Below are 21,522 nucleotides of genomic sequence, written 5' to 3'. Positions count from 1 at the left end.
ACCGCCACGGCCGTTCCAGGGGGGAGACGCCATGCTGCGAGACCGCCCTCGGCCGTCTCGGCTGTCAGGCCGGTCCTGGCCGCACTGGCTCCCCCGTCCGCGCCTGGCCGCCCTGCGTCACCGCGCCGTCCTGGTGCTCGGGGTGCTGCTCGTCGTGGCGGGCGGGGCGGGCGCCGTGGCCCACGGCCCCGACGACACTCTGATGCTCGGCGAGCAGACACAGTCGGCGGCCACCGCCGGCCTGCCGTCGGTGGTCCGCCCTGTGTCGACCGCGCTGGGCGGCGCGACGCTGGTGGTCCGGGCGCAGGCGCCGGGCGGCGTCTTCCTGGGGGCCGCCGACCGCCTCGACGTCAGCGACCTCGTCGAGGGCGTGCGGCACGTCCAGGTCGACTCCCTCGGGTTGCGCGAGGGGTCCTTCACCGAGGGCGTGCCGGCGCTGCTGCGACCCGAGCGCCTGGTCGGCTGGCGCGAGCGCGCCGAGGGCGACGGGGTCCAGGAGGTCCAGATCGACCTGCACGGCCGGCCGATCGACCTGCTGGCCGTGCCGACGCGACCCGGCGAGGCGGTCACCATGTCGTTCGGCGTGCACGTGGCGGGGATCTTCACCAAGACGCTGCTGAATGTGGCGCTGGGCCTGGGCCTGATCGTCGCGTGGGTGGTGGCCGGGCGCAGCCGCCGTCGCGTCGCCGTCGCCCCGCCGGCCCAGGGAGTCGCCGGGGAGCTCGCCGGTGAACCTGCCGAGGCTCCCCAGGAGCCGCCGGTCGCCCAGCCGATCCCTGCACCGGCTCCTGAGCTCGTCCCCGCACCGGCTCCTGCGCCCGTTCCTGCGCCCGTTCCTGAACCGGTCCCTGAACCGGTCCCTGAACCGGTCCCTGAACCGGCCAGGCCGGTGCCGGTCCGTCCCCCCGCTCGCCCGGGCTTCGGCGCGGGGGTGGCGGTCGGCGCGGCCACGCTCGTCCTGGGCTGGTGGGCGCGGCGGCGACGCCGGCGTACGACGTTCCTGCTGCTGCTGGCACTCCTGCTCAGCGGCTGCGGCCTGGCCGCCGGCGACGACCAGTCCGGCGAGAAGCCCGGCTTGGAGCCGGCCGCGGTCGCCGAGGCGCTCGACGACTACGCCGTGCGGCGGACCCGGGCGGCGCGCCGCTCGCGCGCTCCCCGCTCCGACGACACCTCCTGGCCCCTGGCGCAGGCCGGGCCCCTGCTGGCCGCCTCCGAGTGGCGCGCCGCCGTCCAGCGCCTCACCGGCGAGGAGCCGCGGGTGCGCCCGCCCGTCCTGATCGGGGAGCAGGTGCACGCCCCGCTCTTCCGCGACTACCCGCTGTGGGCCGCGGTGGTGGTCAAGGAGAAGGGCGTGGGCCGGTCGCTGGTGGTCTTCACCCGTGACGCCTTCGTCGAGCCCTGGCGGGCCACCGCCGCCGTCGACGTCGCCCGCGACACGGTCCCGGAGCCGCAGCCGGAGCCCCGCGACCTGTCCGGCTCGGCGCTCGAGGAGGCCGCGGCCACCAGCGACCTGATCGGTGGCTGGTGGCAGGAGGGCACCGCCGGCGGCCTGGTCGTCGACCGCGCGACCAGCCGACTGCGCGAGGAGCTCGTCCCGGGCTTCCTGCCCCCGACGATCGTGGAGTGGCCGGAGCCGAGCGAGCAGAGCCACGTGGTCGAGGTCCGTGGCGGCCACCGGATCCTGGTCACCGTCCACCAGCTCACCTTCGGCAGCGAGACCCACGCGCTGACCACGCTGGCGCTGCTGCGCACCGGCGCCCACCCGCAGGTGCTGGCCACCACCGCCCTGCGGATCAGGGGCTGGGCCGACCTGCTGTGACCCCGCCGGCAGCGGTGTCGTCTCGCCTGTGGACAGCGGCCCCGGCCTCCGTGCGGGACCGCTAGCGTGCTGGTGTCGCGGTCGGGGAGGCCGCGACTCTCGGTACTCATGGGGGGACCACCACGTCATGCGACGACTGATTCATGCTGCCCTTTTGCTGCTCGGCCTGCTGCTCCTGGGCATCGGGCTCGGCGCATCGGCCCTCGTCGGCCCGGACGACACGGTCCGACTGACACCCCTCGAGGCAGGCTCTCCGGCGGTGACCGCACCACGGGTCACCGCGTTCACCGGGGCGAGCCTCGTCGTCCGGGCTCAGTCACCGACGGAGGCGTTCGTCGGGGTCGGTCATCGGGTCGATGTCGACGACCTGCTGGACGACGTGGCGCACCGCGAGCTGACCGGCGTCCGGTTCCTCGAGCTCATCGGCCGGGACATCGAGGGCGACGAGGAGATCACCGACCCGACGACGCTCGACCTGTGGACCGACTCCACCCACGGTGGCGGCGTCCAGGAGCTCGAGGTGCCGCTGACCGGTGACCCCGTCGCCGTCCTGGCCGCTCCCCTGGGGGGCGAGGCGCTGACCGTCACGGTCGGCGCGAGGATCGGGGGCCTCTTCGCCGTCTGCCTCGCGATCGCCGGCACCGGGGTGCTGCTCTTGCTCGCCGGGTGGGTGCTGCGCCGGCGCAGCAAGCGACGCCGTACGGGCACGCCGCACCCGGACGAGTCCACCACCGGGTCGGGCGTGCCCCGGCAGCGCACGGGCGCCGGCGCCCCGGTGCGCAACGTTGCCGGCTTCGTCGCCGTCGGTGTGCTGGCCGGCGGGTGCGCGCTGCCCGCCAGCGTCGCTGTCGAGCCGGCCTCCAAGCCGGCGCTGACGCCGGAGGAGGCGCCCGACGTGGTCGCCGAGGTCGATCAGCGCTTCCTGGCCGCCACCAAGCGGGCGATGCGTCGGCCATACGACTCCTCGCGGCTGGGCGACGTCCTGGCCGGGCCGATGCTGCGCGACGCCCAGTACGACAGCGCCGCGGCCGCCGCGGGCGTGATGACGTGGAAGAAGTCCGGGCGCGACGCCGACGCCGGGCTGCTCTATGCGCCCCGCTTCGGGGGCTACCCGCTCTGGGCGGCCGTGGAGCTGACGGCGGACGGCAGTCCCGACGAGACCGACGAGAAGCCGGACAAGGGGTCCCCGAAGACCCGGGACGACGTGCCCTCGCTCCTCGTGGTGACCCGGGAGTCGGTGCGGGAGCCGTGGCGTGCCACTTCGACCGCGGCGGTCGACGACCTCCCGGAGCCGGCCGAGGAGGCCGGCGCCGTCCCGGAGTCGGTGGAGCGAGCAGCGAAGAAGGCAGCGCGGCAGCTGGAGGCCTGGTGGCAGACCGCCACCCCCCGCGGCCTGCGCATCAGCAAGAGGCTCCAGCGGGCCCGTGCCGAACGGCTCGAGGTCGCCGACGGCGCGAGCTACAGGATCGCGGTGCGCAGCTCCCCCACCCTCGATCCGGCCCAGCAGCTGCGCCTCGTCGAGGTTGCCGACGGCCACCTGGCGATCCTCGGGCACGACATGCAGGTCACCCTCGTGCCGTCGCCCGGCTACTCGATGTCGTGGAAGGACGGCTGGGAGAAGGTCAACGGTGAGGACGGCGGGGAGCTCTACAACGACCACTCCGTCACCTCGGTCATCCACCTACCCGACCAGGGGCGTCCCCGCGTCCTGGGGAGCGCGCTCTCCGACAAGCTGAGCTGATCAGCGCCGCACGAGCCAGCGCCCGAGCAGGGTGCCGTCCTCCTCGAGCAGCACGGTGGGCTCCAGCGGGACGTCGACGGGCGGGCCGGCGGTGATGGCCAGGTGCTCCCCCGCGATCAACCGGGGCACCACGGTCAGGCAGAGCTCGTCGGCGACCCCGACGGCCATCATGTCGCGGAGCAGCTGGGGGCCGCCCTCGCTGAGGACGTCGGTCCAGCCGCGCTCGGCCAGCCGCTCCTTGAGCAGCACCAGGTCGACCTCGCCGGGGGCGTCCGGGTGGTCGAGGCACCACACGTGGTCGGCGCCGAGCAGGTCGCGGGCCTCGTCGAGGTGGGGGGCCTTCGCGGTGGTGGCCAGCAGCACCCGACCCGGGTCGGCGCCGCGCAGCGTCTCGGGCACGCTCCCCGAGCGGGTCACCACGACGATCGGGAGCTGGGCGGGGCCGTAGCCCTCGGCCCGCGCCGTCCCGGCGCCGACGACCAGGCAGTCGGCCATCCGGCGCAACGCCCGGAAGACCCGCTTGTCGACGGCGTTGTTGATGCCGCCGCTGCGGCCGTCCTCGCCCTGGGCGGCGCCGTCGACGGTCGCGACCATGTTGACCCGCAGCCACGGTCGGCTCGGGGCGGCGTAGAGGTCGGCGAGCTGCTCGTCGTCCACCTCGCCGGAGACGGGACCCATCAGGACGCGCACTGCCACCTCACCACCCAGTACTGGACACCGTAGGGATCTGCATCGAGGTCCACCTGGACCTCCCCGACCGAGACCCCGCGCTCGGTCAGCTGGCGGGCCAGCAGGCTGAGCGAGCGCAGCCCGGAGGCGAGCAGCTCCTCGCCCTCGTCGACGTCGAGGGAGGCCAGCCCGGCCAGGTCGCCGAGGCGAAGCAGCTGGCGCAGCCAGTCGTCGTAGCCGGCCGCCCGCGGGTCGAGGTGCCCGGGCGCCCGCTCGGAGCGGCGGGCGGAGCCGTTGGCCATCACCAGCAGGTCCTCGCCGTCGAAGTCGCTGCGCCGGCCGAGCAGCACCTCGCCGATCCGCGCCGCCTCGCCGTCGTCGGCGAGCACCCGCACCGAGGGGCCGAGCCAGTCCACCGCGGCGGCGCAGGCGGCGCGCAGGTCGGCGACCGGGTCGACCAGCGAGGCGTACGCCGGCAGCAGCGCCGGCGTCGGCGGCGCGATGACGATCCTCATGCCAGCCCCCGGATCGCCCGGGCGGGCGGGCGGCGCCCCGCGATGGACCACACCATGTCGACCGTCTGCCGGGTCTCCACGACCTCGTGCACCCGGTAGATCCGCGCTCCGGCCAGCGCGCTGACCGCGGTGGCGGCCAGGGTGCCGACCAGCCGCTCCCCCACCGGGAGGTCGAGGGTCTCGCCGACGAAGTCCTTGTTGGAGAGCGAGACCAGCACCGGCCAACCGGTCTCCACCATCTCGCCCAGGCGGCGGGTGACCTCCAGGGAGTGGAAGGTGTTCTTCCCGAAGTCGTGGGCCGGGTCGATGATGATCGACTCCCGGGCCACCCCGGCGGCCAGCGCGCGGCGGGCGTAGGCGGTGGTGTCGGCGATCGCGGCGGCGACCACGTCGGCGTACTCCAGCCGGTGCGGGCGGGTGCGCACCTGCACCCCGCCGGTGTGGGTGCAGACCAGGGCGGCCCCGTGGGCGGCGGCCACGTCGACGAGCTCGGGATCGGCCCCGCCCCAGGCGTCGTTGAGCAGGTCGGCGCCGGCCTCGCAGACGGCGTCGCCCACCGAGGCCCGCCAGGTGTCGACCGAGATCACCACCTCGGGGAACGCCTCGCGGACCCGGGCGACGAAGTCGACGACCCGCGCCTTCTCCTCGGCCTCGCCGATCTCGGCGCCGGGGGCGGCCTTGATCCCGCCGATGTCGACGATCTCGGCACCCTGGGAGACGACCAGCTCGACGCGGGCGAAGGCGGCGTCCTCACCCCAGGTGGCGCCCTTGTCGTAGAACGAGTCGGGGGTGCGGTTGACGATCGCCATCATCAGGGTGGCGTCGTCGTCGAAGCAGCGCGAGCGCAGCCGCAGCATCAGGCCACCCCCGCGTCCCGCAGCAGCGGCCCGGCGGGCGGGCGCTGGTCGACCGGCACCCGCGAGACCTGGGGGCGTACGCCGTCGCCCGTCGCGGCCGGCAGGAACTGGGTCAGCGCGATGGCGTCGGCGTGGTGGCTGTGGCTGGAGCGCGCCCACCCGGCGGTGAGGATCTGGGTGGCCATCGCGCCGAGGTCGAGCAGCGGCTGCTGGTGGTGGGCGCGGCGACCCAGGTCGACCTGGGCGATGGCGTCGAGACCGGCGCCACGCCAGGTGTCGATCAGCGCGGCCAGCTCGACGGCGTACCCGGTGGGCACCTCGAGGCCGGCGAAGTGGTCGCGGCGCACCGCCCACTCCCCGGCCAGCGGCTGCACCAGCCCGGCCAGCGGCGGGAAGAGCAGGGCGATCAGCGGGCGGGCGACCAGCTCGGTGACCCGGCCGCCCTCGAAGGGGCCGGCGGCCTCCCCGCCACCGGGGCGTTGGTAGAAGCCCTTGACCAGCTGCACCGCGGGGTCGGTGAGCAGCGGGCCGAGCAGGCCGGGCACGAAGTGGGTGTCCCAGTCGGTGAGGTCGGCGTCCATGAAGACCAGGACGTCGCCGGAGGTGACGAAGAGCGACTTCCACATCGCCTCCCCCTTGCCGGGGCGGCTGCCGAGGTCGGGGCGGATCTCGGCGCTGCGGTGCACCACGGCGCCGGCGTCGGTGGCCACCTCGTAGGTCGCGTCGGTGGAGTCGGAGTCGACGACCACGATCTCGTCGACCAGCGCGGCGGTCTCCAGCAGCACCTCGCGGCAGCGGGTCACCACGTCGCCGACGGTGGCGGCCTCGTTGCGGGCCGGGACGACGAGGCTGACCCGGGTGGCGCCCTTGGCGGTGCGCAGGTCCGCCAGCGACCAGTCCTGCCAGCGGTGGGTGCGCCGCGCGAACCAGTCCTCCATCACGGCGTCAGCCTACGCAGGCGTGTCTCGCGACCCGCGACAACGGGGCTCCGGTGGGTGACACTGGAGCAATGGACACCAAGCGGCCCCCCTGGCCCCGGTGGGTCTACGGACCCGGCCAGGACCCGCCCTACCAGTCGACCCTCTCCAACGAGCGGACCTTCCTGACCTGGGTCCGCACCGCGCTCGCGCTGCTCGCCGCGGGGATGGCGCTCGACGTGGTCGACCTGTCGGTCTCCCGCACGGTGCAGACCGCGATGGCCCTGACCCTGGTCGTCCTCGCGCTGCTCTGCGCGGTGGTCAGCTGGCTGCGTTGGGGGACGACGGAGCGGGCGATGCGCCGCAACGAGTCGATCCCCTCGATGGGGTTCGCGGTGGTCTTCGTGCTGGCGATCATCGGCATCGGCATCGTGATGGTCGTGTCCTGGCTGTGAGCGAGCCGCCCCCCGGCGTGCCCGACCCCCGGGACCCCGGGGGGTCCGAGGCGCGCGACGTGATGACCTGGCAGCGGACGACGTTCGCCCTGGTCGCCGTCGGCATCGCCGCCGCCCGTCACATGTGGTCGACCCTGGGGGTCTACGCGCTGATCCCGATGGGCCTGGTGCTGCTCTTCTCGGCCTGGGTGCTGGGCGAGGGGTGGCACCGCTACGACGAGGACCAGGAGGGCGCCGAGCGGCCGGACGGCGGTCCGACGCTCGCGCTCTCGGTCGTCGTCGCCCTGATCGCCGCCCTGGAGGTCGTCTACCTGTTCAGGGCCTGACGCCGGCGGTGCTCACTCGGCCGCCTGCCGGAACCGCTCCCAGCTGGGCAGCAGCTCGGGCAGCGGCGCGGCCTTGGGCTCCGTGCCGGGCCACCGGACCCGCAGCGGGTCGAGGCGGCCGGCCAGCTCGCGCAGCGGCATCGCGTAGAAGGCCAGCACCTGGCGGGAGCGGAAGCGCCAGCGACCCTCGTCGCGGACGTAGCGGTCGTGGTAGCGGAAGCCGGTCACGAACATCTCGTGGTCGATCTCCATCTCGGCGCTGGAGAGCACGGTGCCGCGTGCGGTGTCCTGCTCCAGCTCGTCGAGGACCAGCGTGTGCGGGATGTGCAGGGTGACGCCGTAGGACCTGAGCCGCTCGCCGTAGTAGCGCATCGCGGCGTCGCGGCCCACCGAGTGGCCGGCCACGGAGTCGAACTCGAAGTCGCTGGCGAAGCAGGCGGCCAGCGCCTCCATGTCGCGGTCGTCGCAGGCGTTGCCGTAGCGCGCCAGCAGCTCCTCGATGGCGATCCTGTCCTCGATGCGGCGCACCCGCTCGAGCAGCTCCTCGCTCATGCCAGCACCTCCGCGGCCGCGTGCAGCACGACCGGCACCGAGGGTGGGCAGCGCAGCATGAACCCCTCGTCGCGCGGCAGCTCGCCGGCCGGCTCGATCCGGGCGACCCGGCTGCCGAGCTCGCGCAGCGCGTGCCGCATCTCGGTCTGGGCCAGGCGCGCCCCGACGCAGTAGTGGCTGCCGGCACCGAAGGGGAGGATCTCCCCGGCGGCGGTGAACTGCTTGCTCCCCTGGCCGAGGTAGCGGTCGTGGCGGAAGGACTCGGGATCCGCGAAGACCTCCGGGTCGCGGTTGGCCGAGACCAGCAGCAGGCAGACCCGCTCCCCGTCGGGCACCAGGGTGTCGCCGATGGTGACGTCGGCGACGGTGCGGCGCATCAGGCCGTTGACGGGCGGGAAGTAGCGCAGCGCCTCCGCCGAGAGGGCGGCGACGGCGTCCTCGTCGTCGAGCCGCTCGCGCAGCCACTGCCACACGGCCGGCTCGGTGGCGACGTGGCGCAGCATGCTGGCCAGCACCCGCTCGGTGGTCTCGACGCCGGCGACGAGCAGGAAGACCACCGAGGAGACGATCTCGGAGAGCGGCAGCGGCTTGCCGTCGTACTCGGCGGTGGCCAGCGAGGAGACGAGGTCGTCGCCGGGCTCGCGGCGGCGCTGCTCGACGTACGGCGCGAGGAACTGCTCGAGCTCGTCGCGGGCGGCCAGGGCGCGGGTCCTCGCCTCGGGGTTGTTGACGCTGGCGACGCCGCCGTTGCCGACCGCGCGGTACCAGCGCTCGAACGACTCCTCGTGGCCCAGGTCGGTCATCTCGGTGATGGCCAGCAGCGGGATCCACATCGCGAACTCGCGGCGCAGCTCGATCGGCGAGCCCAGGGTGAGCGCCTCCGCGGTGCGGACGGCGATGTCGTGGACCCGGTCGTCGAGGCCGTCGCGCAGGGCGTTGCGGCTGCGGATCCGGTTGGCCACGACGCCGACCTTCTTGGCGTGCTCGTGGCCCTCCATGTGCAGGTAGGTGCGGCCGTACGGCGGGGCGCCGGGGCCGCTCTGCACCGCCCGGAAGCTCCCGGCGTCGCGCAGCACGCCGCGCACGTCGTGGTAGCGGCTGACCACCCAGGCGCCCAGGGTGGTGCTGAAGAAGACGGGGCTCTCCTCGCGGAGCCGGGCGAAGACGGCCGCCCGGTCGACGTCGGGGTCGTCGGCGACCACCCGGTCGAACTCTTGTTCCAGCACGGTGTCTGTCTCCTCGGGGGGCGTCAGGTGGCTGTCAGGTGGGCGGTCAGGCAGCTGTCAGGTGGTGGCGCCGCGGGCGCCGTCGATCACGAGGTGCGAGCCGTTGATGTACTCCGCCTCGCGGCTGAGCAGGAAGAGCGCCGTCGACCCGACCTCGTCGGGGCGGCCCAGCCGGCCGGAGTAGTTGCGGCCGATCAGGTCGGCGGCCGCCGCGGCGGGGTCGCCGGTGCCCTCGAGGTGCTGGGTGAGCAGGGCGGTCTCGATGCTGCCGGGACAGATCGCGTTGCAGCGGATGCCCTGGCGGCCGAAGTCGACGGCGACCGCCCGGGTCAGGTTGAGCATGCCCGCCTTGCTGACCGCGTAGGCGACGTGGCCGGGTCGGGCGAAGAGCCCTTCCAGGGAGGAGATGTTGACGATCGCCCCGCCACCGGCCTCGAGCATCGCCGGGATGAGCGCCCGGCACATCCGCCAGGCGCCCTTGAGGTTGACGTCCATGACGGCGTCCCACTGGTCCTCGGTGAGGGAGACGACGTCGGCCTCGATCAGCCGGCCGGCGTTGTTGACCAGGCCGGTCACCCGGCCCTGCCACTCCAGCACCGTGCGGAGCGCGGCGTCGACCGAGGCGGCGTCGGTCACGTCGAGCACGGCCCCGTGGGCGGAGAGCCCGTCGGCGGTCAGCTCCTCGACGGCCCGGTCGACCCCGGCCTTGTCGAGGTCGCCGATGAGCACGTGGGCGCCCGCCTCGGCGGCCGACCGGGCGATCGCGGCACCGAGGCCGCGGGCGGCGCCGGTGACCACGACCACCTCGTCGAGGAGGCGGGGGGCGGGGGCGGTCACTGCCATCTGAGCACCCACCGCTCGAAGACGCCCAGCAGCCGGTCCATCACGAAGCTGATCAGCGCCAGCACCACCAGCACGGCGAAGACACCACCGACCTGGAGGGTGTTGCTGTAGCGCACGATGTCGGTGCCCAGACCGTCGCGCGAGCCGATCATCTCGCTGGCGATGACGCCCAGCAGGGCGTAGGTCAGCGAGAGCCGGATGCCGGCCACCACCACCGGCACCGAGCCCGGCAGCACGATCTTGCGGTAGCGCTGAGTCGTCGACATGCCGAGCGAGTCGGCCAGCACCAGCAGGTCGCGGTTGGTCTCCTTCACCCCGGCGCGGGTGTTGAAGAGCATGATGAAGACGACCAGGGTGACGCCGACCGCGGCCTTGGCGTTGACGGTGAGGCCGAACCAGACGATGAAGAGCGGCGCCAGCGCGATGCGGGGCAGCGAGTTGAGCGGCACCAGGAAGGGCTCGAAGACCCGGTCGAGGTAGTTCGAGGAGCCGAGCACCAGTCCGGCCAGCCCGCCGAGCGGGACGCCGATCAGCAGCGAGAGGCCGACCGCGTGCATGGTGGCCAGCGTCTGGCTCCACAGCGAGCCCGACTCGTAGAGGTTGCGCAGCTGCTCCCAGACCTCCAGGGGCCCGGAGATCAGGGACTTGTCGACCAGCTCGTAGCGACCCAGCGCGTCCCAGGCGAACATCAGGACGACGAAGAGCACCACCTGGCTGAGCAGCACCGCGCGACGGCTGTGCCAGAAGGAGCCCGACGGGCCCTTGGCGCGGCGCCGCGGCGCCTTGCCTCTGGTGGGGTCGGCGGTGGGGCCGGTGGCCTCGGCGGTGGCGACGCTCATCGCTCGCCCTCCTTGAGCTCGTCGAAGAGCTGTCGGTGCAGGGTGCGGAAGCTGTCCTCGAAGAGGATCTCCTCCAGCCGCGTGTGGCGGGGCCGGGGCACGTCGACGGTGTGGTCGTAGGCGATGCGGCCCGGGTGGGGGTGCATCACGATCACCCGGTCGGCGAGCAGCAGCGCCTCCTGCAGGTCGTGGGTGACGAAGAGGACGGTGGCGCGGTCCTCGGGCTTGTTGGACTCCCAGAAGAGCAGCAGCTCGCGCTGCAGGCGCAGCTTGGTCTGGGCGTCGAGGGCGGCGAAGGGCTCGTCCATCAGCAGGATGTCGCGGTTGGGCGCCATGGTGCGCGCCAGCGCGACCCGCTGCCGCTGGCCCTGGGAGAGCTGGCTCGGGTGGCTGGCGGCGAGGTGCTCCAGCTCCACCGAGCGCAGCGCCTCGGTGGAGCGCTGCTGCAGCTCGGAGCGGGAGATCCCCTCCCCCTCCATGCCGAGCTCGACGTTGCGCTGCGCGTCGCGCCACGGGAGCAGCGCGTCGCGGGCGAACATGTAGGAGGTGTCCTTGCTGCCCATCTGGGGGGCGTGGCCGTTGACCTCGACGGCGCCGTCGGCGGCGGCGAGGAGCCCGGCGAAGACGTGGAGCAGCGTGGTCTTCCCGCAGCCGCTGGGGCCGACCAGGGCGACGAAGTCACCCTTGGCGACGTCGAGGCTGACGTCGTCGAGGATCGGCACCGTCGCCGCTGCCTCGCCGGCCGACCTGGGCCGCAGGCGGGCCAAGGGCGAGCCGTGCTTCTTGCGCGGCGGGTAGTGGAAGGTCAGGTTGCTGGCCTTCAGCACGGAGGGCTGCGTCGTGGCGCTCACGGCACGGGCTCGCTCGGGGGCGGCGGCCTCAGTCATCGAGTCCCTCCCAGAGCATGTCGGCACAGCGGATCGTGGGGTCGGAGGCGACCGTCTTGGCCGCCTCGGCCTGCTCGGCGCTGAGGTCGATCGCCGCGCAGTCGAGCTCCGGGGAGAAGATCGCGGTCATCCCGTCGGGGCCGACGAACTGCTCGGCGACCGCCTCGTCGAGACCGAAGTCGTCGGCCAGGAAGGAGACGACGTCGGCGGAGTTGGCGTCGTCCTGGAGCCACTCGTCGGCCGCGGTGATGGCCTCGCAGAAGTCCTTCGCCTTCTCGGGGTTCTCCTCGAGCCACTCGGTGGTGGCGAAGTAGCCGGTGTGGAAGGGCAGCTGTTCGCCCGACTTCACCATGTCGACGGCGACCCGGGCGTTGCCGGCGGCCACCTCCGACTGCTGCACGAAGGGGTAGCCGAAGATCGCGTCCACCCGGCCGGAGCCGAGAGTGGCCGCGGCCTCGCCCACGGTGCCGACGGCGACCAGGTTGATGGAGTCGATGTCGGCGCCCGCCTGGTCGACCAGCGAGCGGAAGTAGGCCTCCTGGCCGGCGCCGAGGCTGTCGAGCCCGAAGGTCTTGCCCTCGAGCGCCTTGATCCCCTCCTTCCAGTCGGCCGGGTCGACCGTCTCGATGTCGGAGTCCTCGGTGACCATCACGACGTTCCACGCCTTGTCGACCCCGCCGCAGAAGAAGCGGACGTCCTGGCCCTGCTGCTGGGCGGCCATGACCTGGCTGACGGCGTTCTGGGCGACGTCGATCGAGCCGGAGGTGAGGGCGGCGAGCTGGGTGCCGGCCGAGGTGACCTGGACGAAGTCGGGGGTGATGCCCCGCTCCTCGAAGAACCCCTTCTCGGCGGCGATCTGGTCGGGCACGGTGATTCCGGCGCCGGCGAAGTTCGCGATCGTCACGGCGTCGGAGCCCTCGTCACCGTCGTCGCCACCTCCGCAGGCACTGGTGAGCGCGAGCATCCCGACGCACGCGACGGCGAGGGCGGGGCGACGGAAGCCGCGGCGAAGACCTGAATTCATGAGCACTCCTGCGTTCGGGACGAGTGTGACGTAAATCACACGATATCTGACAATAGTGAATATGAATAGGGAGTCATGGAGGTGCCAGGGACTGGTCCACAGCGGGGTGTCGACCCGCCGGCGGAGCCGACTCCCGGCCGGCTCTCAGACCCGGATGGCGGTCCAGGCGAGCACGGCGACCCGGTGCCACTGCTCGGGGTCCGAGCGGCCCTGCTCCGAGAGCCGGCCGGCCATCCCGAGGATCAGCAGGGTCAGGTCGGCGTAGGAGACGTCGTCGCGGACCAGCCCCGCGCGCACGGCCCGGCGCAGCGCCAGGGTGAAGCGGGCCTCGACCCGGGCGCGGGCGCTGCTCATCCGCTCGTCGAGGTCGCCGGCCCGCAGCAGGTCCAGCGCCATCCTGTTGCGCCGGAAGCGCTCCACGACCTCGACGATCAGCTCGCGCAGGGTGTCGTCGCGGTCGTCACCGGCGACCCGCTCCTCGAGCACCTCGGCCCACTCCACGAGCCAGCGGGTGGCCACCTCGCCGAGCAGCTCCTCCTTGGTGGCGAAGTTGCGGAAGACGGTGGCGTTTCCGACATCCGCCCGCTCGGCGATCTCCGCGACCGTGGCGCTGAGGCCGCGCTCGGCGAAGACGGCGACCGCGGCGTCGGAGACCCGCCGGCGGTTGCGCGCGGCGTCGGCCCGCGGGCGGCGCTGCGGGACCTCCCCGACGCCCTCGTCGACGCCGCCCTGGACGTCCGGCGTGCCGGTGACGATCTCAGCCCCCCGGGGTCACGAGGGCGGGACCCCCGAGCTGGTCGGTCGCCGCCGGGACGACCGAGCGGGCCAGGGTCGCCAGCCGGTCGTCGCCCTTGGTCGCCACCGGGTGCGGCACCACCAGGCTGTGGTAGCCAGGGGCGCCGAGGTTGGCGGCGAAGCGGGCGACGTGGGAGACGAAGACCTCGGTGATCAGCACGGTCGAGGCGACGCCCGCGCGCTCCATCAGCAGCGCGTCCTGGAGCGAGGAGGCACTGCACGACCCGCAGTCGCCGACGCCGGCGATCACCAGGTCGGTGCGGGCGACCAGGTCGGCGATCTGGTGGTCGTCGAGCGGGACGGCGGCCGAGGCCTTGCTGATCATCACCACCTCGGAGAGGCCGAGCGTCTCCTTGAGCTCGACGCCGACCATCTTGAGCAGGTCGCCGGCGCGGGGCTTGCCGTTGTCGACCAGCCCGAGCCGGGCGCCGGCGAGGGCGGGACGCACGGCCAGGCTGATCGCCTCGGCGGGCGGGTCGGCGACGGCCGGCACGTGGACGGTGATGGTGTTCATGGGCCCTCCCGGGCGTCGAAGGGGTCAGGCCTTGGCGAGCTTGGAGAAGTCGATCTCGCAGGCGTCGGGCCCGCAGTCGGGCATCGCCTCGCCGAGGGTGCGCACCCGTCGGGTCACCGCGCGCACGTGCTGGACGCCGGCGAAGCTGGGGATGTAGGCCGACCAGCCCGGGCCGCCGCCGCCGGCGGTGACCAGGAAGACGTCGTCCGCGCTGGCCATCGAGGGCAGCCGGCCGTCGGGGCCGGGGGTCATGTCGTGCTGGCTGTTGACCTCGAGGGGCACGCCGTCGGCGAGCAGCTCCGCAGGGGTCACCCGGCTCTCGCGGGCCAGGAACTCGCGGGTCTGCTCCTGGGTCCAGCCCGCCTGGGTCAGCGCCAGGGCGTGCTCGGGACCGAGGACGACGATGCCCTGCCCGCCCTTGCCGACCGGGAAGTTGGAGGAGGCCTTCATCGCCGAGACGAAGGTGCGCAGCACCTGCTCGGGCACCTCGGAGAGGTGGTTGGCCACCTGGCGCGGGGCCTCGGTCGCCATCACGGTCACCGTGGTGTCCTCGAGCTCGTAGCCCTCCTGCACCCGCAGCGGCGACCAGGGCGCGGCCGGGTCGGCCTCGGCGAAGCAGAGCGTGTACTTGCCGGGGTTGCCCAGCGACGAGGCGTCGAGGTCGCCGGTGGCGGCGCCGAAGACGTTGCGCGCCACCAGCCGCACCGCGCGGCCGATGGTGGCGTTGGCCCGGTTGCCCGCGCCGAGCGCGTTGTGGCCGGAGTTCATGCCGATCTCGTGGGCCAGCGGGCCGCTGACCACCACGCAGGTGGCCGCCCCGCCGGTGCTGGTCCAGGCGGCGTGGGCGTTGAAGGTGGGGTCGAGCGAGGCCGAGAGGGCGGCCACCACGACCGGGAAGTACGACGGGAGGCAGCCGGCCATCACCGCGTTGACCGCCGCCTGCTCGGCCGTCACCGAGCGGCCGCGCCGCGGGATGCCGCCGATGACGTCGTCCCGCTCGAGGTCGACGGCGGCCAGCATCGCGTCGACGGCGGGCACGGTGGGCGGCACGACCGGGAGGCCGTCGGTCCAGCCGCGCCGGAAGAACTCCTCCGCGACGTCGTCCTGGTCGAGCTCGAGCAGCTCCGACATGGCCATCTCCTTCGCCTCTGGTGTGACCTGACCCACAGTAGGAACCAAAACGGACTGAGTCAATCCGTTTCCGGTGACCAGTTTTCGGCGGGTCCCTGGCGCCGGGTCCCGTCGTGGTGCCTAAGGTGACGCCACCGTGCCTGTCGTCGCCCCTCTCCTGTTGCCCGCCCTGGTCCTGCTGACCACCGTCACCTCACTGATCGGGGCGCTGGGCGCCCCCCTGGTGCCGGAGATCGCCGGCGAGTACGACGTCTCCCTCGACACCGCCCAGTGGTCGCTGACCACGAGCCTGCTGGTGGGCGCCGCGGCGACGCCGGTGCTGGGGCGGCTCTCGGCGACCCGGCACCGCAACGCGGTGGTGGTCGCCGGGCTGGCCGCGGTGACCCTGGGCGGCCTGCTCTGCGCCTTCCCGCTGGGCTTCGGGGTCTTCCTCACCGGCCGCGGCCTGCAGGGCCTGGGCTACGGGCTCACCCCGGTGGCGATCGCGATCGCCCGCACCCACCTCCCGGTGGCCAGGCGGGCCGGCGGCATCTCCCTGCTCTCGGTCACCACCGTGGCCGGGGCGGGGCTCGGCTTCCCGTTCGCCTCGATGATCGCCGAGGCGTGGGGGATCCACGTGGCCTTCCTGACCGGCACGCTGCTCAGCGCCGCGACCCTGGGGCTCTGCCTGGCAGTGCTCCCCGTCAACCCGTGGGACGAGCCCGCCCGCGTCGACTGGGTGGGCACCCTGCTGCTCTCCGGCGGCACCACCGCGGCCTTGGTGGGGCTGGCCGAGGCGACCACGGCCGGTAGGCCGTTCCTGCTGACGGCGTTCGGGCTGGCCGTGGTCTGCGCGCTCACCTGGGGGTGGTGGGTGCGGCGCACCCCGCGCCCGATCGTCGACCTGCGGCTGGCGCTGCAGCCGGTGCCGCTGCTGGCGCACTCCACCTCGTTCCTGGTCGGGGTGGGTGCCTACCTGCTGCTGCCGCTGGTGACCGTGGTGGTCCAGGCCGACGGCTGGGGGCTGGGCCACGGCCCCGGCGCCGCGGGGTGGCTGATCGCGCCCTACTCGGTGCTGAGCGTGGCCGCGAGCCGGGTCGGGCTGCGGCTGGCGACGGTGATCGACCGGGTCTACCTGCTGCCGCTGGGCTGTGCGACCTACCTGGCGGCCTTCGGCTGGGTGACGCTCTGCCACGACTCGCTGGCCCAGCTGGTGGTCGGGATGGTGCTCGCCGGCACCGGCAGCGGGCTCGCGCTGGCCGCCATCCCGGGGCTGCTGGTCAGCTCGGTGCCGGCCTCGGAGACCGGCAGCAGCCTGGGGTTCACCATGGTCGTGCGCTACCTCGGGTTCTCCCTCGGCAGCACCCTGGGCGTCTTCGTGCTCACCTTCGACGGCACGCCCGACGCTGCGGCTTTCACCCGGGCGATGCTGGTCTGCTGCGGCACGGGGGTGGTGATGGTGGCGGTCTCCCTGCTGTACGCCGTCCGGGCGGTCCGGCTGCGCCCCTGAGGGGTCTCACCCCTCGCGGAAGCCGGCCGTCCAGTCGTCCAGCGCGGCCTCGGGGGTCCCGTGCTCGACCAGCCAGCCGCGCGCGCCGCCGTGCCGGGGGTCGTCGATCACCTCGACGACTTCGGCCATCGCCTCGGCGGAGGTGAGCAGCCACTGGGGGTTGACCGGCTTGCGGGTGGGGTTGTGGTGCTTGCGGATGCGCGCGACCACGGCGTCCATGTTGTCGCCGGTCAGCGCATAGTCGGCGATGACGTCGGCGCGGGCGACTCCGGAGCTGAGGAGCAGGGCGGCGACCACGATCCCGGTGCGGTCCTTGCCGGCGGTGCAGTGCACCAGGGCGGGGCCCGGCCGGGTGACGACGATCCCGGCCGCTGCGGCGACCCGGTCGGCGGCGGAGTCGAGGATGTGCCGGTAGAGCTCGCCGATGGCGGCGTCGCGGATGTTCTCCGGGGCGGCGGCCTCGTGGAGCGGGTGCAGGATCCGCTCGGCGCCCTCCAGGGAGTACGGCACCCGGTTGGCCTCGCGCTCCATCCGCAGGTCGACGACGGTGGCCGGGGGCCAGTGCGCGACGTGCTCGGGGTCGCGGTCGTCGGGGTGGGGGGCGTCGCTGCGGTAGAGCACCCCGTGCCGGGTCACCCCGCCGCCGGCGACCGGCAGGCCGCCGAGGTCGCGGAGGTTGACCAGCCGGTCCGCCCCGGGTGCCGTCATTCCTCGTCCAGGACCTTCTTGGCGAACTGCGGCTTCTCCTTGGCGAGGAACGCGCGGACGCCCTCGGCGAAGTCCTCGCCGGTGTAGACCTCGCGCAGCAGCTCCTCGTCGAAGGCGGGCGCGTGCTCCTGCTCGGTGGCGCGGGCGTGGAGCTGCTGCTTGGTGGCGCGCTGGGTGGTGGCGGAGGCGCCGATGATCTCGCCGACCAGCTCGTCGAGGGTGCCGTTGAGGTCCTCGGTGATCTCGGTGAGGGCGCCGACGGAGAAGGCCCGCTCGGCGTCGACGAGGCGGCCGGTGAGCAGCATCTTGCGGGTCAGGGACTCGCCGAAGACCGCCGCGCAGCGGTGCACGATCGGGGCGGCGAGGGCGTTGCCGAGGGTCTTGGCGATCGGGTAGCCGAAGCGCGACTCGGGGGTGGCGATCCGGATGTCGCAGTGGGTGGCGACGGCCAGCCCGCCGCCGACGCAGAAGCCGTCGATGGCCGCGACGGTCACCTGGGGCACCGCGAAGAGCAGGCCGAGCAGCTCGCGGATCCACTCCTCGTAGGCGACGGCGTCGGCCTCGAGGAAGTCGGAGATCTCGTTGCCCGCCGCGAACGCCCGGCCGCCGGCGCCCCGCAGCACCAGGACCCGCACCTCCGGGCGGTTCTGCAGGTCCTCGCAGAGCTCGCGCAGCTCGCCGTACATCGCCTTCGTGAAGGCGTTGTGCCGTTGCGGACGGTTGAAGACCACCGTCACGACGCCGTCCGCCTTGGTCACCAACAACTCAGGATCGTTCACGACCCCAGACTAGGGAAGCCGGTCCCGGGCTCGGCACCGGGTCCTGACTGAGGCCCGGGCACCGCTTCGGGCGGACCCCACCCCTACCCCAGATCGGGGAACCTGACCGGCGCCCTCGCCCGCACCCGCCTGAGCGCCTCCCACGGGTGTGGACAGCGGGGAACGGGACGCTCGAACCTCCCTAGTCTCGACGCGCACCGGTCCGTTCGGAGGGGAACACCATGGCCGTATGTCGCACGCTCGCCACGCTGCTGGCAGCTCTCTCGCTCGCGGTCGCCGGATGCGCCGAGGACGAGCCTGTCCCCCGGATCGCCGAGCCCACCGAGTCAGCGTCCTCCTCCCCCTCCGCGTCCGCGGCGAGCGAGGCTGCGCAGGCGGAGACGCCGGAGGAGTTCATCCAGCGCTGGGCCGAGTCCAACCACGAAATGCAGACCACGGGAAACACATCCGAGTACCGGGAGCTCACGCGGGAATGCGAGCCGTGCTCCGCCACTGTCGAGCGCATCGAGGCCATCCATTCAGCAGGTGGTTTCGTCGAGTGGGACGGCATGGAGATCACGAAGATCGAGAAGCTCTACCCGCGCCGATACGACGTGTGGGTCACGTCGTCTCCCACGCGCTACAGGCCGTCAGCCTCCGCTCCTGTGGAGCGGATCGACGGCGGGCCGACCAAGTACGTCCTGACCCTGCGTCGCGCCGGTGAGAGCTTCACCCTGACGCACCTGGCATTGAGGCCCCTATGAGCCTCGTTTCCATGCTGACGGTCCTCCTCACCCTGAACCCGGTGCCACCGCCGGGGGCGGTGGCCGGGGATAGATGCCAGGAGAACGTCGACATGACTACCACGGGGTTGACATGCGAGCGGTCTGCGGGCGAAACACAGACGCGCATCAACAGCACGATCAGCGAGTACGAATATCGCGTCAGGAGGCTCTGCCAAGACCTGGAGACGGGGGTGCGCCCCATCGACGAGGGGCCTTGTGACCGCCCTGCCTACTGCGAGGCGTCTGCGACCGGGCGCTACCTGGTCGATCGCCGACTCCGCGCCGGCGGCCCCTGGACGTTCGACAGCCACGTGTGCCTGGGAGAGGAGAACGAGGTCAACGTCCAGGGTCAGCCCGGTCCCGAAGAGGCAGCCGTCGCCTTCGCGACGCTCGAGTGGCCGGCGGCCACCCTCGTCGTCCAACCGGGTGGCGGGGAGACCCTGGTCAACCTCGACACGGTCTTCTCCACCCCATCCACCACCCCCGAGACCCGGTCGGTCAGTCTGTTGGGCTACCCGGTGACCATCGAGGCCAGTCCTGTCTCCTTCACCTGGACCTGGGACACCAGCCCCGGAGCCCACCCGGACGACGCCAGCACGACCACCACCACCCACGGCGGCGCCCCCTTCCCCGAGGGCGGGGCGGCCCTACCCGACGACGCGATCACCCACCGCTACACCCAGGCCGACACCACGGTCCGCCCTAGGGTCGACGTCACCTACAAGGGCCGCTACCGGATCGGCGACGACCCCACCTGGCAAGACATCCCCGACACCCGCACCATCACCGGCACCCCCCAGGAGCTCACCGTCCTGGAGGCCCGACCCACCCTGGTGCGCTGACCGCGTGCGCGGAACGTCCGCCCAGGAGGCCGGGGCGCACCTCTGGACAGGATCTCCATGTCTGCACGACGCCCGCGCTCCTCCGCGGGACGCGCGCCCGTGCTCCTCGGTACAAAGCGTCGCGGTCCGCGGCACTCAAGAACTACTCCGGCGGCCTGACGAAATATCAGTTCGAACTTGAAGCCACCCCCGATGGTTTCCTGGTTTCCGACATCGTCCTTCGCCCAGTCCGATGACTGCGCTGCCCTCTGGACTCTGCGACCCACGCTCCTTCGTGGGGCCTCCTCACTCTCCCCCGGATTGGGGAACTTCCGGCGGTCTCCCCTTTCCCACGCGGGACGCCTGTGGACAGCCCCGGGCAGGGCCGAGGGCTGCCCCTACTGTCGATCGCGCACGGCTCTTCCGGGGGAGGTACTCCATGTCTGTACGACGACCAGGCCCGTCCGCGCGACGCTCGCTCGTCCTCCTCGCTGGGGCCCTGGCGCTCTCCCTCGGTGGGTGTGCGGAGGATGCGGAGCCCAAGTTCGCCGAGCCGTCGGCGTCGGTGTCACCGTCGGAGGCGGAGGCGGAGGCGGAGGCGGAGGCGGAGGCGAGTGTCGAGGAGACACCGGAGGAGTTCATCCAGCGGTGGGTGGACACGGACCTGGAGATGCACAACACCGGAGACACCAGGGCGCACAACCAGATCGCCAGTGAGTGCGCACCATGCCGCGAAACCGCTGACCGCATCGAGGAGATGTACGCAGCCGGGGGGTTCGTCGAGTGGGACGGCATGGAGATCACCAAGCTCGAGAAGATGTCGCCCCGCAGCTACGACATCTGGGTGACCGTCGCACCCACCCGCTACAAGAGTGCAAGCACCGCGCCCGTGGAACGCTTGGCCGGCGGCAAGACCAAGTACATGCTCACCCTCCGGCGAACGCCTGAGGGTTTCACGCTCGTCGACCTGTCTCGTAGGCCGCTGTGAGCCTCGCAGCAGTCCTCCTCCTCGTCAGTTCGCTGAATCCGGCCCCGGTACCAAACCCAGCCGCCGACGAATGCAGCACAGACGTGTCTTTCCGTGACGTGAGCGTGGCGTGCACTCGCACGCCCGAAGAGACCCGCGAGCGCATCAACAGCACTATCAGCGAGTACGAATATCGCGTCAGGAGGCTCTGCCAAGACCTGGAGACGGGGGTGCGCCCCATCGACGAGGGACCTTGTGACCGTCCTGCCTACTGCGACGAAGCCTCTGCGACCGGGCGCTACCTGGTCGATCGCCGACTCCGCGCCGGCGGCCCCTGGACGTTCGACAGCCACGTGTGCCTGGGAGAGGAGAACGAGGTCAACGTCCAGGGTGAGCCCGGTCCCGAAGAGGTAGCCGTCGCCTTCGCGACGCTTGAGTGGCCGGCGGCCACCCTCGTCGTCCAACCGGGTGGCGGGGAGACCCTGGTCAACCTCGACACGGTCTTCTCCACCCCATCCACCACCCCCGAGACCCGGTCGGTCAGTCTGTTGGGCTACCCGGTGACCATCGAGGCCAGTCCTGTCTCCTTCACCTGGACCTGGGACACCAGCCCCGGAGCCCACCCGGACGACGCCAGCACGACCACCACCACCCACGGCGGCGCCCCCTTCCCCGAGGGCGGGGCGGCCCTACCCGACGACGCGATCACCCACCGCTACACCCAGGCCGACACCACGGTCCGCCCTAGGCTGGACGTCACCTACAAGGGCCGCTACCGCGTCGGCGACGACCCCACCTGGCAAGACATCCCCGACACCCGCACCATCACCGGCACCCCCGAGGAGCTCACTGTCCTCGAGGCTCGACCCACCCTGGTGCGCTGA

The 21,522-nt window shown here is 72.8% G+C and carries 24 protein-coding genes and 1 pseudogene; 9 read left to right on the top strand and 16 right to left on the bottom strand.

Features of this window, described 5'->3' with window-relative positions; genetic code table 11:
• The first annotated feature begins 31 nt into the window (after positions 1–31).
• Together AC4BGE_RS12650 and AC4BGE_RS12645 are read left to right on the top strand one after the other, a co-directional pair.
• Positions 32–1,819 (top strand): DUF8094 domain-containing protein, encoded by a 1,788-nt coding sequence (locus AC4BGE_RS12650; RefSeq protein ID WP_490575510.1) that lies wholly within the window; start codon positions 32–34, stop codon positions 1,817–1,819.
• Positions 1,820–2,078: 259 nt separating this feature from the next.
• Positions 2,079–3,560: a hypothetical protein gene (locus AC4BGE_RS12645; protein ID WP_490575509.1), complete on the top strand. Its 1,482-nt coding sequence runs from the start codon at positions 2,079–2,081 to the stop codon at positions 3,558–3,560.
• Here the strand turns inward: AC4BGE_RS12645 and AC4BGE_RS12640 are convergent, their stop codons facing one another.
• Genes AC4BGE_RS12640 through AC4BGE_RS12625 form a run of 4 tightly spaced genes read right to left on the bottom strand, consistent with a single transcriptional unit; the run spans position 3,561 to position 6,539 of the window.
• A complete protein-coding gene (locus AC4BGE_RS12640; RefSeq protein WP_490571231.1) occupies positions 3,561–4,256 on the bottom strand; it encodes a dihydrofolate reductase family protein in 696 nt (231 codons plus the stop codon). It lies immediately after the preceding gene.
• Positions 4,238–4,744, bottom strand: a complete 507-nt coding sequence (locus tag AC4BGE_RS12635; RefSeq protein WP_490575508.1) for a class III extradiol ring-cleavage dioxygenase family protein — start codon at positions 4,742–4,744, stop codon at positions 4,238–4,240. The genes AC4BGE_RS12640 and AC4BGE_RS12635 overlap by 19 nt, the downstream gene beginning before the upstream one ends.
• The gene (gene folP / locus AC4BGE_RS12630; RefSeq protein ID WP_490575507.1) at positions 4,741–5,601 is read right to left on the bottom strand and encodes a dihydropteroate synthase; all 861 of its coding nucleotides are present in this window, start codon (positions 5,599–5,601) and stop codon (positions 4,741–4,743) included. Before folP ends, AC4BGE_RS12635 begins: the two co-directional genes overlap by 4 nt.
• Positions 5,601–6,539 carry a glucosyl-3-phosphoglycerate synthase gene (locus tag AC4BGE_RS12625; RefSeq protein WP_490571370.1) on the bottom strand — a complete coding sequence of 313 codons (939 nt, stop codon included), beginning with the start codon at positions 6,537–6,539 and terminating at the stop codon, positions 5,601–5,603. The genes folP and AC4BGE_RS12625 overlap by 1 nt, the downstream gene beginning before the upstream one ends.
• A gap of 71 nt (positions 6,540–6,610) precedes the next feature.
• Here AC4BGE_RS12625 and AC4BGE_RS12620 point away from each other — a divergent pair, with 71 nt between their 5' ends.
• Both AC4BGE_RS12620 and AC4BGE_RS12615 read left to right on the top strand, forming a co-directional pair.
• Entirely contained in the window at positions 6,611–6,973 is a 363-nt protein-coding gene (locus AC4BGE_RS12620; protein WP_490571234.1) for a YidH family protein, read from the top strand.
• Positions 6,970–7,299 (top strand): YidH family protein, encoded by a 330-nt coding sequence (locus tag AC4BGE_RS12615; protein WP_490571235.1) that lies wholly within the window; start codon positions 6,970–6,972, stop codon positions 7,297–7,299. Before AC4BGE_RS12620 ends, AC4BGE_RS12615 begins: the two co-directional genes overlap by 4 nt.
• 12 nt (positions 7,300–7,311) lie before the next feature.
• On the opposite strand, the gene AC4BGE_RS12610 is transcribed toward AC4BGE_RS12615, so the two are convergent.
• The 10 genes and pseudogenes from AC4BGE_RS12610 to AC4BGE_RS12565 all read right to left on the bottom strand — a co-directional run bounded on the left by AC4BGE_RS12610 (position 7,312) and on the right by AC4BGE_RS12565 (position 15,110).
• Positions 7,312–7,851: a nuclear transport factor 2 family protein gene (locus AC4BGE_RS12610; RefSeq protein WP_490571236.1), complete on the bottom strand. Its 540-nt coding sequence runs from the start codon at positions 7,849–7,851 to the stop codon at positions 7,312–7,314.
• On the bottom strand, positions 7,848–9,077 hold the full coding sequence (locus tag AC4BGE_RS12605; RefSeq protein WP_490575506.1) for a cytochrome P450: 1,230 nt from the start codon (positions 9,075–9,077) through the stop codon (positions 7,848–7,850). Before AC4BGE_RS12605 ends, AC4BGE_RS12610 begins: the two co-directional genes overlap by 4 nt.
• A gap of 57 nt (positions 9,078–9,134) precedes the next feature.
• Positions 9,135–9,920, bottom strand: a complete 786-nt coding sequence (locus AC4BGE_RS12600; protein ID WP_490571238.1) for an SDR family NAD(P)-dependent oxidoreductase — start codon at positions 9,918–9,920, stop codon at positions 9,135–9,137.
• The gene (locus tag AC4BGE_RS12595; RefSeq protein ID WP_490571239.1) at positions 9,911–10,759 is read right to left on the bottom strand and encodes an ABC transporter permease; all 849 of its coding nucleotides are present in this window, start codon (positions 10,757–10,759) and stop codon (positions 9,911–9,913) included. The genes AC4BGE_RS12600 and AC4BGE_RS12595 overlap by 10 nt, the downstream gene beginning before the upstream one ends.
• Complete coding sequence (locus tag AC4BGE_RS12590) at positions 10,756–11,646, bottom strand: ABC transporter ATP-binding protein (RefSeq protein WP_490575505.1); 891 nt, start codon at positions 11,644–11,646, stop codon at positions 10,756–10,758. The genes AC4BGE_RS12595 and AC4BGE_RS12590 overlap by 4 nt, the downstream gene beginning before the upstream one ends.
• Complete coding sequence (locus AC4BGE_RS12585) at positions 11,639–12,670, bottom strand: ABC transporter substrate-binding protein (RefSeq protein ID WP_490575504.1); 1,032 nt, start codon at positions 12,668–12,670, stop codon at positions 11,639–11,641. The genes AC4BGE_RS12590 and AC4BGE_RS12585 overlap by 8 nt, the downstream gene beginning before the upstream one ends.
• 144 nt (positions 12,671–12,814) lie before the next feature.
• Positions 12,815–13,189, bottom strand: coding sequence for an SbtR family transcriptional regulator (locus tag AC4BGE_RS12580; RefSeq protein ID WP_490575503.1), 375 nt, complete (start codon positions 13,187–13,189; stop codon positions 12,815–12,817).
• 9 nt (positions 13,190–13,198) lie between these two features.
• A pseudogene (locus AC4BGE_RS12575) lies at positions 13,199–13,426 on the bottom strand (helix-turn-helix domain-containing protein); the annotation flags it as partial.
• A gap of 1 nt (position 13,427) precedes the next feature.
• A complete protein-coding gene (locus AC4BGE_RS12570) occupies positions 13,428–13,979 on the bottom strand; it encodes a UGSC family (seleno)protein (RefSeq protein WP_490575502.1) in 552 nt (183 codons plus the stop codon).
• Positions 13,980–14,003: 24 nt separating this feature from the next.
• A complete protein-coding gene (locus tag AC4BGE_RS12565; RefSeq protein ID WP_490571244.1) occupies positions 14,004–15,110 on the bottom strand; it encodes a hypothetical protein in 1,107 nt (368 codons plus the stop codon).
• A gap of 136 nt (positions 15,111–15,246) precedes the next feature.
• On the opposite strand from AC4BGE_RS12565, the gene AC4BGE_RS12560 reads away from it, so the two are divergent.
• Entirely contained in the window at positions 15,247–16,599 is a 1,353-nt protein-coding gene (locus AC4BGE_RS12560; RefSeq protein ID WP_490575501.1) for an MFS transporter, read from the top strand.
• Between the two features lie 6 nt (positions 16,600–16,605).
• Here AC4BGE_RS12560 and AC4BGE_RS12555 read toward each other — a convergent pair whose 3' ends face one another.
• Complete coding sequence (locus tag AC4BGE_RS12555; protein ID WP_490571246.1) at positions 16,606–17,307, bottom strand: tyrosine-protein phosphatase; 702 nt, start codon at positions 17,305–17,307, stop codon at positions 16,606–16,608.
• Positions 17,304–18,086, bottom strand: coding sequence for an enoyl-CoA hydratase-related protein (locus tag AC4BGE_RS12550; protein ID WP_490571247.1), 783 nt, complete (start codon positions 18,084–18,086; stop codon positions 17,304–17,306). The genes AC4BGE_RS12555 and AC4BGE_RS12550 overlap by 4 nt, the downstream gene beginning before the upstream one ends.
• 221 nt (positions 18,087–18,307) lie before the next feature.
• On the opposite strand from AC4BGE_RS12550, the gene AC4BGE_RS12545 reads away from it, so the two are divergent.
• The 4 genes from AC4BGE_RS12545 to AC4BGE_RS12530 all read left to right on the top strand — a co-directional run bounded on the left by AC4BGE_RS12545 (position 18,308) and on the right by AC4BGE_RS12530 (position 21,522).
• Complete coding sequence (locus AC4BGE_RS12545) at positions 18,308–18,829, top strand: hypothetical protein (RefSeq protein WP_490575500.1); 522 nt, start codon at positions 18,308–18,310, stop codon at positions 18,827–18,829.
• A 212-nt stretch (positions 18,830–19,041) separates the two neighbouring features.
• Positions 19,042–19,692, top strand: coding sequence for a hypothetical protein (locus tag AC4BGE_RS12540; protein ID WP_490575499.1), 651 nt, complete (start codon positions 19,042–19,044; stop codon positions 19,690–19,692).
• Between the two features lie 418 nt (positions 19,693–20,110).
• Entirely contained in the window at positions 20,111–20,659 is a 549-nt protein-coding gene (locus tag AC4BGE_RS12535; RefSeq protein WP_490575498.1) for a hypothetical protein, read from the top strand.
• 209 nt (positions 20,660–20,868) lie between these two features.
• Complete coding sequence (locus AC4BGE_RS12530) at positions 20,869–21,522, top strand: hypothetical protein (protein ID WP_490575497.1); 654 nt, start codon at positions 20,869–20,871, stop codon at positions 21,520–21,522.

This window comes from Nocardioides sp. Z50_6 (genome assembly GCF_058215755.1).
This window is presented reverse-complemented; position numbering and strand designations above follow the sequence as displayed.